Origin of the sequence: Pseudomonas sp. zfem004 (assembly GCF_032621715.1) — a bacterium.
In the GTDB taxonomy this organism is placed as follows: domain Bacteria; phylum Pseudomonadota; class Gammaproteobacteria; order Pseudomonadales; family Pseudomonadaceae; genus Aquipseudomonas; species Aquipseudomonas sichuanensis.
The window spans coordinates 134871-150848 of sequence record NZ_JAVYJF010000001.1; the positions used below are offsets into that span (position 1 = coordinate 134871).

Consider the following 15978-nt stretch of genomic DNA (forward strand, 5'->3'; position numbering starts at 1 on the left):
TCAGAGGATCCAGCTATGAGTAGCGGACGTATCGTTCAAATCATCGGCGCCGTCATCGACGTGGAATTCCCACGTGACGTCGTGCCGAGTGTTTACAACGCGCTGAAAGTACAAGGCGCGGAAACCACCCTGGAAGTTCAGCAGCAGCTGGGCGACGGCGTGGTTCGTACCATTGCGATGGGCTCGACCGAAGGCCTGAAGCGCGGTCTGGATGTCGTCGACACCGGCGCTGCCATTTCCGTTCCAGTTGGTAAGGCCACTCTGGGCCGTATCATGGACGTTCTGGGCAACCCGATCGACGAAGCCGGCCCGATCGGCGAAGAAGAGCGTCGCGGTATCCACCAGCCAGCGCCTTCGTTCGCTGACCAGGCAGGCGGCAACGACCTGCTGGAAACCGGCATCAAGGTTATCGACCTGGTTTGCCCGTTTGCCAAGGGTGGTAAGGTTGGTCTGTTCGGTGGTGCCGGTGTCGGCAAGACCGTAAACATGATGGAACTGATCCGTAACATCGCCATGGAACACAGCGGTTACTCCGTGTTCGCTGGTGTGGGTGAGCGTACTCGTGAGGGTAACGACTTCTACCACGAGATGAAGGATTCCAACGTTCTCGACAAGGTAGCGCTGGTCTACGGTCAGATGAACGAGCCACCAGGAAACCGTCTGCGCGTAGCGCTGACCGGCCTGACCATGGCTGAGAAGTTCCGTGACGAAGGTAACGACGTTCTGCTGTTCGTCGACAACATCTATCGTTACACCCTGGCCGGTACCGAAGTATCCGCACTGCTGGGCCGTATGCCTTCGGCAGTAGGTTACCAGCCGACCCTGGCTGAAGAGATGGGCGTGCTGCAAGAGCGCATCACTTCGACCAAAGAAGGTTCGATCACCTCCGTACAGGCCGTATACGTACCTGCGGACGACCTGACCGACCCGTCGCCAGCGACCACCTTCGCCCACTTGGACGCCACCGTCGTTCTGTCCCGTGACATCGCCTCCCTGGGTATCTACCCAGCGGTCGACCCACTGGACTCGACTTCGCGCCAGCTGGACCCGAACGTGATCGGCAACGAGCACTACGAGACCGCTCGTGGCGTTCAGTATGTTCTGCAGCGCTACAAAGAGCTGAAAGACATCATCGCGATCCTGGGTATGGACGAACTGTCCGAAGCCGACAAGCAACTGGTTGCCCGCGCTCGTAAGATCCAGCGCTTCCTGTCGCAGCCGTTCTTCGTGGCCGAAGTCTTCACCGGCTCGCCAGGCAAGTACGTTTCGCTCAAGGACACCATCGCTGGCTTCAGCGGCATCCTCAAAGGTGACTACGACCACCTGCCAGAACAAGCGTTCTACATGGTCGGCAGCATCGACGAAGCGATCGAGAAAGCCAAGAAACTGTAATCCCGGCGCCCCGCAAGGGGCGCTAATCAGGTTGAGGCAAGCAGATGGCTATGACAGTCCATTGCGACATCGTCAGCGCGGAAGGAGAGATCTTCTCCGGCCTGGTCGAGATGGTAGTAGCGCACGGTAACCTGGGTGATCTTGGTATCGCTCCGGGTCACGCGCCGCTGATCACCAATCTCAAGCCTGGTCCGATCACGCTGACCAAGCAGGGTGGCACTCAAGAGGTGTTCTACATCTCCGGTGGCTTCCTCGAAGTGCAGCCGAACATGGTCAAGGTTCTTGCCGACACCGTGCAGCGCGCTGCCGACCTGGACGAAGCTCAGGCTCAGGAAGCCCTCAAGGCTGCCGAGAACGCGCTGAACACCAAAGGCTCGGACTTCGACTACGGCGCTGCTGCCGCACGTCTGGCCGAGGCCGCAGCTCAGCTGCGTACTGTCCAGCAAATGCGCAAAGGCAAGTAATCTGGCTTTTGCCGGTCACTTCCGCTGCGATTGAGTTAAAGGGTAGCCTCGGCTACCCTTTTTCTTTTTCAAGAATTTAGTCCCCGGTCATTTCCCTGACCGCCCAGGATTGGTAGCCAGTCAATGTCCCTCGATATCGTCATTCTCGCCGCAGGCCAAGGCACCCGTATGCGCTCGGCACTGCCCAAGGTGCTGCACCCGGTAGCCGGCAACTCCATGCTTGGCCATGTTATCCACAGCGCTCGCCAACTGCAGCCCACGGGCATCCACGTGGTCATTGGCCACGGTGCGGAGCTTGTGCGTGAACGCCTGGCTGCAGACGACCTGAACTTCGTCATGCAGGACAAGCAACTGGGCACTGGCCACGCCGTCGCCCAGGCCTTGCCGGCAGTCACCGCCGAAACCGTGCTGGTGCTGTACGGCGATGTGCCGTTGATCGAGGTGGAAACCCTGCAGCGCCTGCTGGCCAAGGTCAGCGCCAGCCAGTTGGGCCTGCTGACGGTCAACCTCGCCGACCCGACCGGCTATGGCCGCATCGTGCGTAACGAGCAAGGCGAGGTCACCGCAATCGTCGAGCACAAGGATGCCAGCGAAGCGCAGAAGGCAATCAAAGAGGGCAACACTGGCATCCTCGCCATGCCGGCGGCGCGCCTGGCCGACTGGATGGGCCGCCTGTCCAACAACAACGCCCAGGGCGAGTACTACCTCACCGACGTGATCGCCATGGCCGTGGCCGATGGCCTGGTGGTCGCCACCGAGCAGCCCCACGACCCGATGGAAGTGCAAGGTGCCAACGACCGCCGCCAGCTGTCGGAGCTTGAGCGTCACTATCAGCTGCGCGCAGGCCAGCGCCTGATGGCTCAGGGCGTCACCCTGCGCGACCCGGCGCGTTTCGATGTGCGCGGTGAGATCACTGTCGGGCGCGATGTGATGATCGATATCAACGTCATCCTCGAGGGCAAGGTGGTCATCGAGGACAACGTGCAGATCGGCCCCAACTGCGTGATCAAGGACAGTACCCTGCGCAAGGGCGTGGTGATCAAGGCCAACAGCCATCTTGACGGTGCCGTGATGGGCGAAGGCAGCGATGCCGGCCCGTTCGCCCGCCTGCGCCCGGGCAGCGTGCTGGAGGCCAAGGCCCATGTGGGTAACTTCGTCGAGCTGAAGAACGCCCACCTGGGCGAAGGTGCCAAGGCTGGCCACCTGACTTACCTGGGCGATGCCGAGATCGGCGCGCGTACCAACATCGGTGCGGGCACCATCACCTGCAACTACGACGGCGCCAACAAGTTCCGCACCGTGATGGGCGAGGACGTGTTCATCGGCTCCAACAACTCCCTGGTGGCGCCTGTGGAAATCCAGGCCGGTGCCACCACTGCCGCAGGCTCGACCATCACCCAGGCGGTCCCGGCCAGGCAGTTGGGCGTGGCACGTGCACGGCAACGCAACATCGAAGGCTGGAAACGGCCGGAGAAGATCAAGAAGAGCTGAGTTATCCACAGCTGCTTTGCTGAAGGCCGACTTATGTGAATAAGTCGGCTTTTTTGTCGGTGCTTGACTAAACATCGATCTTGGGTTTTGATTGCGCCACTTAACTTTCGAATCGAAACTTAAAACGGCCATGTCGAAACGAAACACCCCCCAGCGTCGCCACAACATCCTGGCTTTGCTCGCCGAGCAGGGCGAGGTGAGCGTCGATGCCCTGGCCAAACGTTTCGAAACCTCGGAAGTGACCATCCGCAAGGACCTCGCTGCCCTGGAAGCCAATGGCCTGCTGTTGCGTCGTTACGGTGGTGCCGTGACCATGCCCCAGGAGCTGTTGGCCGATACGGTACAGCCGGTGTCACAGTACAAGCAGGCCATCGCCCGGGCCGCAGTCGAACGCATCCGTGAGCACGCGCGCATCATCATCGACAGCGGCAGCACCACCGCGGCGATGATTCCCCAGCTTGGGCGCCAGCCTGGCCTGGTGGTGATGACCAACTCGCTCAACGTGGCCCGCGCCATCAGCGAGCAGGAACACGAGCCGGTGCTGCTGATGACTGGCGGCACCTGGGACCCGCATTCGGAGTCGTTCCAGGGCCAGGTGGCCGAGCAGGTTCTACGCTCATACGATTTCGACCAGCTGTTCATCGGCGCCGACGGCATCGACCTGGAACGTGGCACCACCACCTTCAACGAACTGCTGGGCCTGAGCCGGGTCATGGCCGAAGTGGCCCGCGAGGTGATCGTGATGGTCGAGTCGGACAAGGTCGGCCGCAAGATCCCCAACCTGGAGCTGCCCTGGAGCAGCGTGAACACCCTTATTACCGATGATCGCCTGCCCGCCGAGGCACGCGACCGCATTCAAGCCCGCGGCATCAATCTGATCTGCGCCGCTATCAGCTAGGAGCAACAACTTATGTGTGGAATCGTTGGTGCCGTTGCCGAGCGCAATATCACAGCAATCCTCATCGAAGGCCTCAAGCGCCTCGAGTACCGTGGCTATGACAGTGCCGGCCTGGCCGTCTACAGCCAGCAGGGCGGCCTTGAGCGTCGCCGCCGCATCGGCAAGGTCAGCGAGCTGCAGGCCGCCGTCAGCGCCGACCCGCTGGCCGGCCAGCTGGGCATCGCCCACACCCGCTGGGCCACCCACGGTGCTCCGACCGAAGGCAACGCTCACCCGCATTTCTCTGGCCATGACGTGGCCGTGGTGCACAACGGCATCATCGAAAACCACGAAGCCCTGCGCGAAGAGCTCAAGCAGCTGGGTTACGTGTTCACCTCGCAAACCGACACCGAGGTGATCGTTCACCTGATCCACCACCTGCTCAAGACCATTCCAGACCTGACCGACGCCCTCAAGGCAGCGGTCAAGCGCCTGCATGGCGCCTATGGCCTGGCCGTGATCAGCGCCAGCCAACCCGACCGCCTGGTCGCTGCCCGCAGCGGCAGCCCGCTGGTGATCGGCCTGGGCCTTGGCGAGAACTTCCTGGCGTCCGACCAGCTGGCCCTGCGCCAGGTCACCGACCGCTTCATGTACCTTGAAGAGGGCGACATCGCCGAGATCCGCCGCGATCAGGTCCAGATCTGGGACCAGGCCGGCCAGCCGGTCGAGCGCGAGACGGTGCAGTACCACGAAGGCGCCGAAGCGGCAGAGAAGGGCAACTATCGCCACTTCATGCTCAAGGAGATCCACGAGCAACCGACCGTGGTGCAGCGCACCCTCGAAGGCCGTCTGGCCAAGGACCACGTGATGGTCCAGGCGTTCGGCCCCCAGGCCGCCGAGTTGTTCGCCAAAGTGCGCAACGTGCAGATCGTCGCCTGTGGTACCAGCTACCACGCCGGTATGGTCGCCCGTTACTGGCTTGAAGAGCTGGCCGGCATTCCCTGCCAGGTGGAAGTGGCCAGCGAGTTCCGCTACCGCAAGGTGGTGGTGCAGCAGGACACCCTGTTCGTCTCCATCTCGCAGTCCGGCGAAACCGCCGACACCCTGGCCGCCCTGCGCAACGCCAAGGAGCTGGGCTTCCTCGGCAGCCTGGCGATCTGCAACAAGGGCATCAGCTCGCTGGTGCGCGAATCCGACCTGACCCTGTTGACCCTGGCCGGCCCGGAAATCGGCGTCGCCTCCACCAAGGCCTTCACCACCCAGTTGGTGTCGCTGATGCTGCTGACCCTGGCCCTGGGCCAGGTGCGCGGCACGCTGCAGGCCGGCGTCGAAGCCGAACTGGTTGAAGAATTGCGCCGCCTGCCGGCCCGCCTGAGCGAAGCCCTGGCGATGGACGGCGTGGTCGAGAAGATCGCCGAGCTGTTCGCCGACAAGCACCACACCCTGTTCCTTGGCCGTGGTGCGCAGTACCCGGTGGCCATGGAAGGTGCGCTGAAGCTCAAGGAAATCTCCTATATCCACGCCGAAGCCTACCCGGCCGGTGAGCTCAAGCACGGCCCCCTGGCGCTGGTCGACAACGACATGCCGGTGGTCACCGTGGCGCCGAACAACGAGCTGCTGGAAAAGCTCAAGTCCAACCTGCAGGAAGTGCGCGCCCGTGGCGGCGAGCTGGTGGTGTTCGCTGACGAGAACGCCGGCATGAGCAATGGCGAGGGCACCCACGTGATCAAGGTGCCGCACATCGCCGACGCCCTGGCGCCGATCCTCTACACCATCCCGCTGCAACTGCTGTCGTACTACGTTGCCGTGCTCAAGGGCACCGACGTCGACCAGCCACGCAACCTGGCCAAGTCGGTGACGGTGGAGTAACAGGCAGACTCTGCGCTAATGCCAGTTGTCTGAAATAAATAAAGGTTGCCACGACTAAATAAAGGTTGTCACAACAAAATAAAGTCTGTCACAGCGGGTGCCTCCCTTTATCGGGAAGGCACCCGCCTCGCGTTTTCGGGTTCAAAATCACAGTCAGCTTACTGACCGTGAAGTGGCTGATCCTGCACTCGGCAGGATTCTCCTTTTCACCGATGCCCTTGGCGTTGCCCTGTCTGAAAGGTAGTCCGGTTAACCGATGAGCAAGGTTCAAGCAAAGCGTCCTAAGCCAGTATCTCCACGGGTTATCACGCAGCAGAAGATCGACAAGCGGGTGGCGGCCGGCGACGGCCAAGGCGTCCGTGAGGAGTACGTACCTTGGATCAAGGTGCGTTCGTTCCCATCGAGAGGGACATCCCATCTCGTCCCCGGCGTTAATATTCAACGTGTTCATCACCTGCTCTCAAATGCCGAGTTTCACTATCACGTCATCCTTGAACACGATAAGTCAATAATAGATATTCGAGAGCAATATCCGTTATTCCCGCAAGCTGAAATTCAATCTATTGCCACGAGTTTGAATATTCGGCCTCCTGTGTATCCTGGAACACAAGTGCCTCTGGTGATGACTACAGATTTTCTGATAACCCAGCTGACCACAGATGGAAGTGAACGGCTGGTAGCGCGCTCTATGAAATACGCTAAGGAATTTCACGACGCTTCGCCGGAAGAGAAAAATTGGATACTCGATAAGCTTGATTTGGAAAGAGTCTATTGGGAGCGGAGAAATGTGGAGTGGAGGTTGGTTCTATATGAGCGACTTTCCCAGACACGCATCGCTAATTTACTGGTTCTTAGAAGCCACGCCAAGATATCACCTCTCATAGCCAATGAGAAAAATATAAGAAAAGCGCTGATTGCAATTGCTGCTGGGCCAACCGACGTGATGCCTTTAAAGTCATACTTGCAAAAATTAGCAAGGTTTTTATACATGGAGTACGTGGGGGTCAAATCTTTGTTCTTCCATATGCTGTGGGTCGGCGCGTTAGAAATGGATTTGAGCGCAAGCTTGATAAGTTTGGCAGAACCGCTGAGTGTCAAAGTCCCTGATGTAGGTATGGCAGATATTAAGGTTGACCAGCATGCATAAGATTTCATGCAATTCTATATTGTCACCGGTAGAGGGATCTAAACTAATCGACGGTCCAGTTCGAGTGCTGGGTCATACAGGTGATCAATGTGTCGTAATTGACATGACCGCAAATCCCAAGAAGCCTTGGTTGATTGACGCGGCCTCGCTCTGCTCAGAAATCGACTCAGCATTAGTGGCTGTAAACGTAGAGAGCCCGGCGGACTTTATGATCCGCACTGATGCTGAGATTAGCGAGCGTGAGAAGCTAAGTCGTGACAAAAATTGGTCGCTAATCAGGGCTCTGGTCGAAAATAAGAATCCCTTGGATGTGCTGACATCAACTTTTGGTGCTGATGTCAAGAGACATGCCGAGCTTCTCGGTATTGATCGAAAGGTTGTCTATCGTCTTCTCTATAGGTACTGGAGTTTAGGTCAAGTAAAAAATGCCTTTCTTTGGAATACCTCTAAATGTGGAGGGCGAGGAAAGAGTAAGTCTCGGGAGTCAGGGATCGTTCCTGGACGTAAGCCAAAGTATTTGGGAGTAGTTACTGAAGATCGAGCGATCATGCTTGACCAAGTGCATGTAAGTAGAATCAACCTCTGTTATGGTCGATTTGTCAGCCGGAAGTGCGGTACGCTTAATGATTGTTACCTCTGGATGTTGAATAAATTCTATTGCTCAGTAAATTCAGATGGTACCAAGGGAGACTTGGTGAGAGGTGCGCACCCTAACCTAGATCAGTTCAAATATCAGGGAAAAAAATTCTATGATGACTTGTATGTGCTTAAAGGAAGGCGAGGGAATAAGAATTGGAATAAAGACCTAAGGCCATTAGTCGGTATCGCATCACAAGGCGTTACAGGGCCCTGTCACCGTTACGAGATCGATTCGACTGTAGCTGATGTGTATCTAGTGCATAGAATTAATCGCAATTGGTTGATTGGTCGGCCGGTGGTTTATGTAGTAGTTGATAATTACAGCCGAATGATCGTTGGTTTACACGTCGGGCTAGAAGGACCCAGCTGGAATGGAGCTCGCCATGCGCTCTATAACGCCTATACACCAAAAGTTGATTTTTGTGCGCGGTACGGTGTAACCATTGAGTCGTCAGAATGGCCATGCTTCCATTTGCCTGTTGAGCTGACAGCTGACCGAGCAGAGTTGTTAAGCAATGCAGGCGAAACTATGAGTAATACGCTTGGGACTATACTAAATATTCCTCCGCCGTACCGACCCGACTGGAAGGCTATTGTCGAAAGTCGTTTTCGTTTGCTAAATAATAAGGTGGATATTAGGTTTGTTCCAGGTGGCGTAGACGCACGTCGCCAGGAGCGCGGCGATCGTGATTATCAGTTGGATGCCATCTTGGATCTGGATGAGTTTACTCAGATGATGATCTACGCGGTACTGCATCACAACAAGCATTTGCGCGTTCCGCATATTTTGACTAAAGAGATGGTAAGGGAGGGGATTGAACCGACGCCATTGAATATATGGAATTGGGGCATGAACCATAACATGGTTCATTCAAAAGTCGTCACTCCTTCCGAGCTGAAAATCGCGTTGTTACCCTCGCAAGAGTGTCGTATAACCCGAGCAGGTATTCAGTTTAAAGGCGTCATTTATACATGCGAGTTAGCGGAAAGAGAAAATTGGGCTGCACGCTCTCATAATTTCTCGACCAAATACGTTCGGGTTTGGTACGACCCTAACTCTATTGAGAATTGCTGGATAAAGGTTGGCGCTGAATTTTTGTCGCTTACAATTGTTCCATATTTGAGCAAGAAGTTTGCAGGGTATCGTCTAGAAGAGGTTGTTGATTTTCTTAGTATCACTGGTCAGCAATCTCCGGATTCTAAGCACGATGAATTGATCGATTCGGTTCGGCTTAAAGGTCTACACAATGAGATTATCGATGGGGCCAAAGCTAAGAAGAAAGTAGCGGGGCGCCCTACGTCTAAAGCAGATCACAAAAGTAACAAGCAACAAAAGCGTAGTACTGAAGTCGCAGTAGAGCGGAATGCTGAAACAGCAGAGCTTGGTCGGTTACACCTAGTTAAATCCCCCAGTGCTCGAAGTATAGAATCAACGAATGCTGTAACAGAACATCTGTCCACGCGAAGCGCAGCGTTTTTGAAACTGGTAGTAAGCGAGTCTCAGGAACCGAACCCATGAAGCCTTCTTATGAGAAAGCCTGCTATAACAAAACCGGAATGCCGCAGTATGATGGCAATCCGCTAATCGAAGCACTGCCGCATATTCTTTCGGATGTTGAAGTGGTACGAGGCATTGGCCACATGCCGCCAAAGCCCGATGCTGCTGAGCTTCAATTGGAGCCTAAGCTGCGCGGACACGGTATCAACAGGCTCAGGGACGTTGTCGTGCCGCTCGAGATACACCTAGAGCTTGAAGACGGCTTCAGCCAGCTGATTCGGTACGGCTATACGGGGCGAAACCCGTTTAGCCCTGAAACTGTACGTTATCGCCATCCAAAAAAGAGTGGTGCTGAGCGAGGTGGTTTCAAGTCTTCGGCTAATATTATGACGCTGATTGGTCTTAGTGGAATGGGGAAGACCACTGCCCTAGACTCGATTGCTAAGCTCTATCCGCAAGTGATTCGACATAGCAAATACGGCAATCGGATATTCATCGAAACACAAGTGGTTTGGCTCAAGATTGAGTCCCCTCATGATGGCTCGCTTGGGGGCTTCTGTGCGGCATTTTTCTCCTCGTTGGACAACGCGCTAGGCATAGCCAAGTATTCTGACTCAGTAGCTAGGCGTCCAAGTATCAGTGTGATGCTGAACAGCATTATTCAGTTGTGCAAGGCATTTTATATCGGTGCAATTATCATCGACGAAATGCAGCACTTGAAGTCTTCTCACAAAGGCAATGACAGAGAAAAGCTTCTGAATTTTTTTGTCACCTTATCAAATGATGCTGGTGTCCCTCTGGTTTATGTGGGCACGAATGCCATGTTGCCACTTTTCTCTGGCGTTCTACGTAACGCTAGGCGGGCCGTCGGCATGGGCGAGATCTCATTCGATCGATTCAGTGAAACGTCTCCGTTCTGGGAGCATCTAGTTCAAAGACTCTGGGAGTATGACTGGACGGGTTCGGGCGAGCCGTTAACCGATGAACTCAGCGCTAAGATCTATGATCTTACCCAGGGCAATACCGACTTTCTTGTAAAGCTGCTGATGTTGGCTCAGCGCTATGTCATCACTGAAAATCTTCCTGGGATCACCACGCGTGTTTTGCAGCGTGTCTATGACAATCAAATGCGCATGCTTCATAAGCCGATTGAGGCCCTGCGTAGTGGTGATCCTCAACAGATCGATGACTTTGAGGACATGATGCCCACGAAAGATCAGATCTCTAAAATGATGAACTATGATCTCACCCGCAGGGCAAAGCGTGCCGACCTAAAATTATTTTTGAATGAGCCATTAGTAATAGAGGAGCCGCGGCCAAAACCAAAAAGCAGAACTGTCGTTGCAGTGAACAAACCGAGTGATGCTCACTTGCCGTCGGGGGCTGATTTGGAAGAGGAGCTTTTATCGCGCGGCTGGATTGATGAAGATCCGGTCTGGTAGCCGCGATTGAACTGGAGTAATGGTGATGGAGAGAATTTTAACCTTCCCTGAGCCATTACCAGATGAGACCATGTACAGCTTGGCTGTGAGATATCATCGAATAATCGGAAATTCCAGCTACCGTCGAACCAGTGACGAGCTCTTTGGTTACTATTCTCGAACATGCGGCTCGATGTTCCCGTGCGGGCTAAAGGCGCTGGCTTATCGCTTAGGTGGCATGATTACTGCCTGCGATCTCATTCTGCATCACACGCTTTTACCCTTATACCGCCCATTTCTGAGTGAGCGCGCCTACTCAGCCACGGTACAGAGCATGATGTCTAACAATGGAAGCGGAGTGATGATGAGGCTCGGCCTAACTGCGTCAGGTTTGTTGAAGCACTCGTCATTGCGTTACTGTCCTGCGTGCGTCTTAGACGATTTACGATCCTCCGGAGTACCGTATTGGCACCGTATCCATGTGGCTCCTGGCGTGTTGACCTGTCCGCTCCATGACCAGCTGCTTATATCCTATAAATTCGAATATAGTAACGACTGGCGTTATATGGTGCTTCCTGGCGAAGGGAATTCAAAACCACGATGTACGGATTCTCCTGCCGAGGTTAGCAATACCGTGTCGCACTTGCAAAATTGGGGCCTCCGCAACCCTGATCTTTTATGCGAAATCGTTGAGCGAGGCATACTCCGTTTCTGTCTGGCAGAGCTTGGCTTCATAAATAATGGCCGGTTATGTGAGCGTGCACTATCGCAGTACCTAAAGCATCGGTTATCTATGGGGCCCTCTCACGGTCCATACGAACAGCTAGTTATTGGCCACGATTGGGTCTTGAGGTTGCTTCGCCCCCGCGAAAGGGTTATTCAGCCGTTTCATTTCTTTTTTGCGCTTTCTTTACTTGGCCAAGATGTAGCCTCTCTCAAGGCATTTCAACGCTCTGACTCTCGATATACTCCGCGACCGGATAAATCCGGCAGCTGTGTTGTTCATACATCGCCTTCAATAACAACCAACAGTCACCGGGCGGATTATCAACGGGACAAAGATAAGAAATGCCACGAAAGGGCTGGTTACAACTGGCTCTATCGTTATGACAGAGCATGGCTCGTTGACAATGTACATCCGCTTCCGCCAACGCGGGCACGAACCTGCCGTGCTGATTGGGGAAAGCGTGATGAAGAGTTTTTATCCCGGATGCTCGCTGCCCGCCACCTGATTCTATTGCGGGTAGGTAAACCATCTAAAATAACCAAGTCGGAGCTAGCAAGAACTATTCCCGGCGGATCCGGGTTACTGAGAAATATTGCCAAACTCAAGAAAAGCTCGGAGATGTTGCCTGTACTTATTGAAAACGAGCATGACTTTCAGCTGCGGAAGCTCCAGTGGGCGATTGAAAACTTACCTTACCCAAAGTTTCTCCAGCATTGGCTCGTGATAAAGCTTGCCGGTATCCGTGTAAGCCGCTTTGACAGGTGCGAGCTCCAGGAATTAATCGACGCTCGCCGTTTGGTCAATGGGGTCGTCTGATCTCGGCAGGGCTAGGGGATGAAGCCCAGCTCTCGCCAGGCTTCACCGCACCCTCAGGTAACGATCGCGTTGCGGTTTGCGATCTCCGTCGACACTGCGTTGTACAGGTCTACCTCGTTCTGCTCGGTCTTGATAGACACGACCAGGCTGTATCGCACGTCTTCGTTGTACCGATTTTTCTTCACCAAGGTCTTCCACCAACCTGGTGCAGGGTAGACGCCAAGTAATCCCAGACCTGCGAGCGCGGAAGCTGGGCCGCGCCAGATGTCCGAGTGCAGTGAGCCGCGGTGACGGCCGCGCACGCCGATACACCACCTGTCATCGGAGGCGCTGCCGACGTAGGGGAGACCATCCTCTTCAGCGCGGGCCTTCTTGTTGATGCGCTGTCGGAAGGCCGTCACGTCTTCGCTTTCGCGACTAACTTCGAAACGCAGGCCGTGGGACTCGTAGCGGTAGCGCCCGCTCACACCGCGCTCGAGGACACCAGGGTTGGGTTCAATGAAGTAGGAGAGGGTGACCCGCATTTCGACTTCAGCATCCCCCATATCCAGTAGCGACTGCTTGGGCCAAGGCAACTGGTGAAGGTGCATGTCCTTTGCGGTGGCGGGATTTGTACCTTGCCGGCCGAATGGCCTGAGTTTGTCCTCAACGACCAGTGTCAGCGAGTTCGCCGCGCTCCAGATCGCCCGGCCCAGATCAGGTACACCGAAACCACATGCGCGGACCAGTCCCTCATAGTCGGCCTTGGACGCCCCCGCGAGGAAATCCGCTTTCATCTGTGGCGTCCACTCCGCAGAATGGACCATCAGCGCGCGGACGGTTTCGGGCCAGAGCTCGGGATAGGCTGCCGCAATCTGAGCAGCCATTCGAGCGGCGAGAGCGGAGGCGGCACTCGTGGCCCAGGTGGTCGAGAAGAGTCGCGCCGCGGGCTTATGCGATGTCGTCAACAGGGACAGTGAAGTGTGTTCGAAGGCGCCATGCGCATCACGGACGAGGTTGCCCCCTTCGAAGACGACGTCAGGCTTCAGCGGCCAAGGTGTTTTTGTCCAGGTGCGAGATGTCGTGCTGTAGGGACTCAAACCACCGTGTGCGGCCAAGGGATGAGACGTTGCACTCGGTGGGTCCAAACGGTCCTTCAATGTGTAGGCACCCACGCAGATTGCGTTCCAAGATTGCCCAGGATCATGGATACCGTCGGTGAGGTTGCTGTGGGGATACCGGAGGTAATCAGCCGCTTTTGCATTGCCGGCCGAGACAATCATCAAGCGCGGATTGGCGCGTTCACCTAGGTAGTCGGCGGTGAGCATGTCGACTGCGGCGGACCAAGCTGAAGGCCTTCCCCGGTCGCGGTCGTCGATACTGGTGATCGCCATACTGAAGATGCGCTGCTTGTTTGGACCTTTGATCTCAGGGTATGCGACAGCTCGCATGGTGAGAGAGCCGTACGGCTCGCTGGGGGAGCCGTGGGCAGCCTGAAGCAATTTCACCGACTCAACCCGGTGTGAGATGGAGACAGGGCCACCGGAGAGGAGCGGTTCTACTAGATCACCGTACAGCGCGACGCCGGCGAGTCCGGTCCCGTGGCCAACGGTGTCATCGACACCCCATGCTGCATCCACAGAGTGTAAGTCGTCCATCTCGATGTGAGCGGCTAGCAGAGGATGGCCAGGGTTCACACCAGTATCGAGCAGGCATACACGAAGATTGTTGTCTTCGGTCGCTGTCACGCGGCCAGCCAGCTCTTCAGCCCACTCGGCTTGTTCTATCGGCGGAAGGGCATCGAAGAACTCGGCGGTTTCCTTGGCTCGACGAATTTCGGCAACTTCATTGAGCAGTACCATCGAGGCCATGATGGCTGCTTTAGAGCCATATACGTTGATCACGGTTCGTTCGGGGAAAGTCAGCAGGTGTTCGGACGTCAGGAATTGCAGGACATTCGCGACTGCTTTGAAGCGCTGGATGACAGCTGCCTGGTCATCGCGGGCGGGAAGCCAGAACTCCCACCATATGGCCTCATCATCCCTGGCCGGCAGCATCGCTGGATCATCCGTCCACAATGCGTCGAAGGTGGCGATTCGAATTTCTTGGATGGGGTTCAGAACAAGCGTGTTCCTGGGCAGCCCCTTCTTCGAATTGCTCTGAAGGTATTGGTTCACCAGGCTTTCGAAGGCACTCAGTTTGCCGTCTGGCACGAACACCGTAGCGAAATTAGTTTTGGTTGGCTCGTCGTAACGAACGTTCAACAGCTCGATTTTTTGGGGGCCTCGCGCCAGGCTCTCAAATGCCAGTTCAAAGCCTGGCTCACTGATGAACTCGAGCTGCAGTCCAAAGCCCTTTTCTTGTCCTGCTTGGCGCTGGGCAATGACTGCTTGCGTCATTTGCTCTCGGGCTATGCCCAGTTGCGACAGCAGCATTTTTGCGTGACCCTGCCGGTCGCGCTGAGGGTACTTCGGGTCCCGTGTGGCTGATGCTGTGGACTGGAACCTTTCCGGTTTTCCTAATCCCTTGAAGTGAAAGTGTGGCCGCTGTCCTGCGTTATGTTCCGTCATCGATAAGCTCTACTGGCTCATATTCGTTTTCGTTGGTGGAAGGCCTTGCGCTCCTCAAGGTGCCTCACCACGTCCTCATCCTCTACCAAGGCACGGTCATCAATAATTGCGTCTTTGATGGCGTCGTCCGCTGCCTTTGCCAACTCCGCATAGCTCAAACCATCTGCCGCCAGGGACAAAGGTTTCCAGCTTTTGATCGACTTCGAGAAGTTGGCCAAGCGACTTTTGAGTGCCGCTTCAGTCTGCTTCTGGTTGGGTAGCCCATATTCGATAACATCATCGAAGCGGCGGAACAAGGCGTAGTCGAGAATTTCTGGATGGTTGGTTGCCGCGAGGATGAGGCTGTTGGATTGGTCCTGCTCAATCATTTGCAGGAAACTGTTAAGCACACGGCGAATCTCTCCAACGTCATTGGCGAGCCCCCGTTGAGAACCGATGGAGTCGAACTCATCGAAGAAGTAGATGGCCCGCGTATCACGGATAGCATCAAAGACCTGGCGAAGCTTGGCTGCTGTCTCGCCCATGAACTTGGTGATCAGGCTGTCGAGACGGACGATGTACAGCGGGATCCCCAGCTCCCCAGCCAAGGCGGAGGCGGTCATGGTTTTACCGGTACCGGGCGGGCCTACCAGCAGGAGCTTGCGACGAGGGGATAAGCCATGCGCGCGGATTTTCTCGAAGTTGCGCTGCTCACTGATGATCCGGGCGAGCCGCTGCTGGGTGTTTTCGTCTAACACCATCTCCGACAGTCGAGTTCCAGCTGCACCCACCGCCAGCAGGTTGCTGAGCTCGCCACGGGGCAAACCGATCGGTACCGGGTTCGCAGAAGGCATCTGGCTCTTTTTTGAATGAGCAGCGTCAATCAGGGTACGGAGATCCTGGGCAAGCTTTCCGTGTCCCTGCTTTGCCTCGTGCGCGGCCATCTGCATAGCCACAGCCAGGAAGTGGCTGTCATCGCCTTTGATGTGTGAACGCACAAGGGCTTTGAGGTGCTCGCCGCTGGCCATGATATTCCTACCTTCAGATTCGATGATGTAACGTTGTGACCCTGCGTCTTCCCTGACGACGCCTTCTAATTCGAAGCCGCC

General features: G+C 55.8%; 11 protein-coding genes and 1 pseudogene. 10 read left to right on the top strand and 2 right to left on the bottom strand.

Annotated elements, in window-relative coordinates; genetic code table 11:
• Positions 1 to 15: 15 nt before the first annotated feature.
• The 10 genes and pseudogenes from atpD to RTH46_RS00700 all read left to right on the top strand — a co-directional run bounded on the left by atpD (position 16) and on the right by RTH46_RS00700 (position 12341).
• Positions 16 to 1392 carry a F0F1 ATP synthase subunit beta gene (atpD, locus tag RTH46_RS00660; protein ID WP_003253197.1) on the top strand — a complete coding sequence of 459 codons (1377 nt, stop codon included), beginning with the start codon at positions 16 to 18 and terminating at the stop codon, positions 1390 to 1392.
• Positions 1393 to 1436: 44 nt separating this feature from the next.
• Positions 1437 to 1856 (top strand): F0F1 ATP synthase subunit epsilon, encoded by a 420-nt coding sequence (locus RTH46_RS00665; RefSeq protein ID WP_110994045.1) that lies wholly within the window; start codon positions 1437 to 1439, stop codon positions 1854 to 1856.
• Positions 1857 to 1979: 123 nt separating this feature from the next.
• Positions 1980 to 3347 (top strand): bifunctional UDP-N-acetylglucosamine diphosphorylase/glucosamine-1-phosphate N-acetyltransferase GlmU, encoded by a 1368-nt coding sequence (gene glmU, locus RTH46_RS00670; RefSeq protein WP_316904836.1) that lies wholly within the window; start codon positions 1980 to 1982, stop codon positions 3345 to 3347.
• Between the two features lie 130 nt (positions 3348 to 3477).
• Complete coding sequence (locus tag RTH46_RS00675) at positions 3478 to 4245, top strand: DeoR/GlpR family DNA-binding transcription regulator (RefSeq protein ID WP_279846642.1); 768 nt, start codon at positions 3478 to 3480, stop codon at positions 4243 to 4245.
• Between the two features lie 12 nt (positions 4246 to 4257).
• Positions 4258 to 6093, top strand: a complete 1836-nt coding sequence (gene glmS / locus RTH46_RS00680) for a glutamine--fructose-6-phosphate transaminase (isomerizing) (RefSeq protein WP_316904837.1) — start codon at positions 4258 to 4260, stop codon at positions 6091 to 6093.
• Positions 6094 to 6349: 256 nt separating this feature from the next.
• Positions 6350 to 7240: a TnsA endonuclease N-terminal domain-containing protein gene (locus tag RTH46_RS00685; protein WP_052062234.1), complete on the top strand. Its 891-nt coding sequence runs from the start codon at positions 6350 to 6352 to the stop codon at positions 7238 to 7240.
• Entirely contained in the window at positions 7233 to 9398 is a 2166-nt protein-coding gene (locus RTH46_RS00690) for a Mu transposase C-terminal domain-containing protein (RefSeq protein WP_316904838.1), read from the top strand. The genes RTH46_RS00685 and RTH46_RS00690 overlap by 8 nt, the downstream gene beginning before the upstream one ends.
• Positions 9395 to 10819 (top strand): ATP-binding protein, encoded by a 1425-nt coding sequence (locus RTH46_RS00695; RefSeq protein ID WP_023628516.1) that lies wholly within the window; start codon positions 9395 to 9397, stop codon positions 10817 to 10819. The genes RTH46_RS00690 and RTH46_RS00695 overlap by 4 nt, the downstream gene beginning before the upstream one ends.
• Positions 10820 to 10844: 25 nt before the next feature.
• Positions 10845 to 11312 (top strand): annotated as a pseudogene (locus RTH46_RS26175) (TniQ family protein); the annotation flags it as partial.
• A 333-nt stretch (positions 11313 to 11645) separates the two neighbouring features.
• Positions 11646 to 12341: a TnsD family Tn7-like transposition protein gene (locus RTH46_RS00700; RefSeq protein WP_232108713.1), complete on the top strand. Its 696-nt coding sequence runs from the start codon at positions 11646 to 11648 to the stop codon at positions 12339 to 12341.
• A gap of 53 nt (positions 12342 to 12394) precedes the next feature.
• Here the strand turns inward: RTH46_RS00700 and RTH46_RS00705 are convergent, their stop codons facing one another.
• Together RTH46_RS00705 and RTH46_RS00710 are read right to left on the bottom strand one after the other, a co-directional pair.
• Complete coding sequence (locus RTH46_RS00705) at positions 12395 to 14719, bottom strand: S8 family peptidase (protein WP_031314391.1); 2325 nt, start codon at positions 14717 to 14719, stop codon at positions 12395 to 12397.
• A gap of 188 nt (positions 14720 to 14907) precedes the next feature.
• On the bottom strand, positions 14908 to 15897 hold the full coding sequence (locus tag RTH46_RS00710) for an ATP-binding protein (protein ID WP_316904839.1): 990 nt from the start codon (positions 15895 to 15897) through the stop codon (positions 14908 to 14910).
• Between the last annotated feature and the right edge of the window lie 81 nt (positions 15898 to 15978).

Coding starts and splice junctions, on each gene's coding strand:
- atpD (WP_003253197.1), top strand. CDS start 16: ATGAGTAGCGGACGTATCGTTCAAATCATCGGCGCCGTCATCGACGTG.
- RTH46_RS00665 (WP_110994045.1), top strand. CDS start 1,437: ATGGCTATGACAGTCCATTGCGACATCGTCAGCGCGGAAGGAGAGATC.
- glmU (WP_316904836.1), top strand. CDS start 1,980: ATGTCCCTCGATATCGTCATTCTCGCCGCAGGCCAAGGCACCCGTATG.
- RTH46_RS00675 (WP_279846642.1), top strand. CDS start 3,478: ATGTCGAAACGAAACACCCCCCAGCGTCGCCACAACATCCTGGCTTTG.
- glmS (WP_316904837.1), top strand. CDS start 4,258: ATGTGTGGAATCGTTGGTGCCGTTGCCGAGCGCAATATCACAGCAATC.
- RTH46_RS00685 (WP_052062234.1), top strand. CDS start 6,350: ATGAGCAAGGTTCAAGCAAAGCGTCCTAAGCCAGTATCTCCACGGGTT.
- RTH46_RS00690 (WP_316904838.1), top strand. CDS start 7,233: ATGCATAAGATTTCATGCAATTCTATATTGTCACCGGTAGAGGGATCT.
- RTH46_RS00695 (WP_023628516.1), top strand. CDS start 9,395: ATGAAGCCTTCTTATGAGAAAGCCTGCTATAACAAAACCGGAATGCCG.
- RTH46_RS00705 (WP_031314391.1), bottom strand. CDS start 14,719: ATGACGCAAGCAGTCATTGCCCAGCGCCAAGCAGGACAAGAAAAGGGC.
- RTH46_RS00710 (WP_316904839.1), bottom strand. CDS start 15,897: ATGGCCAGCGGCGAGCACCTCAAAGCCCTTGTGCGTTCACACATCAAA.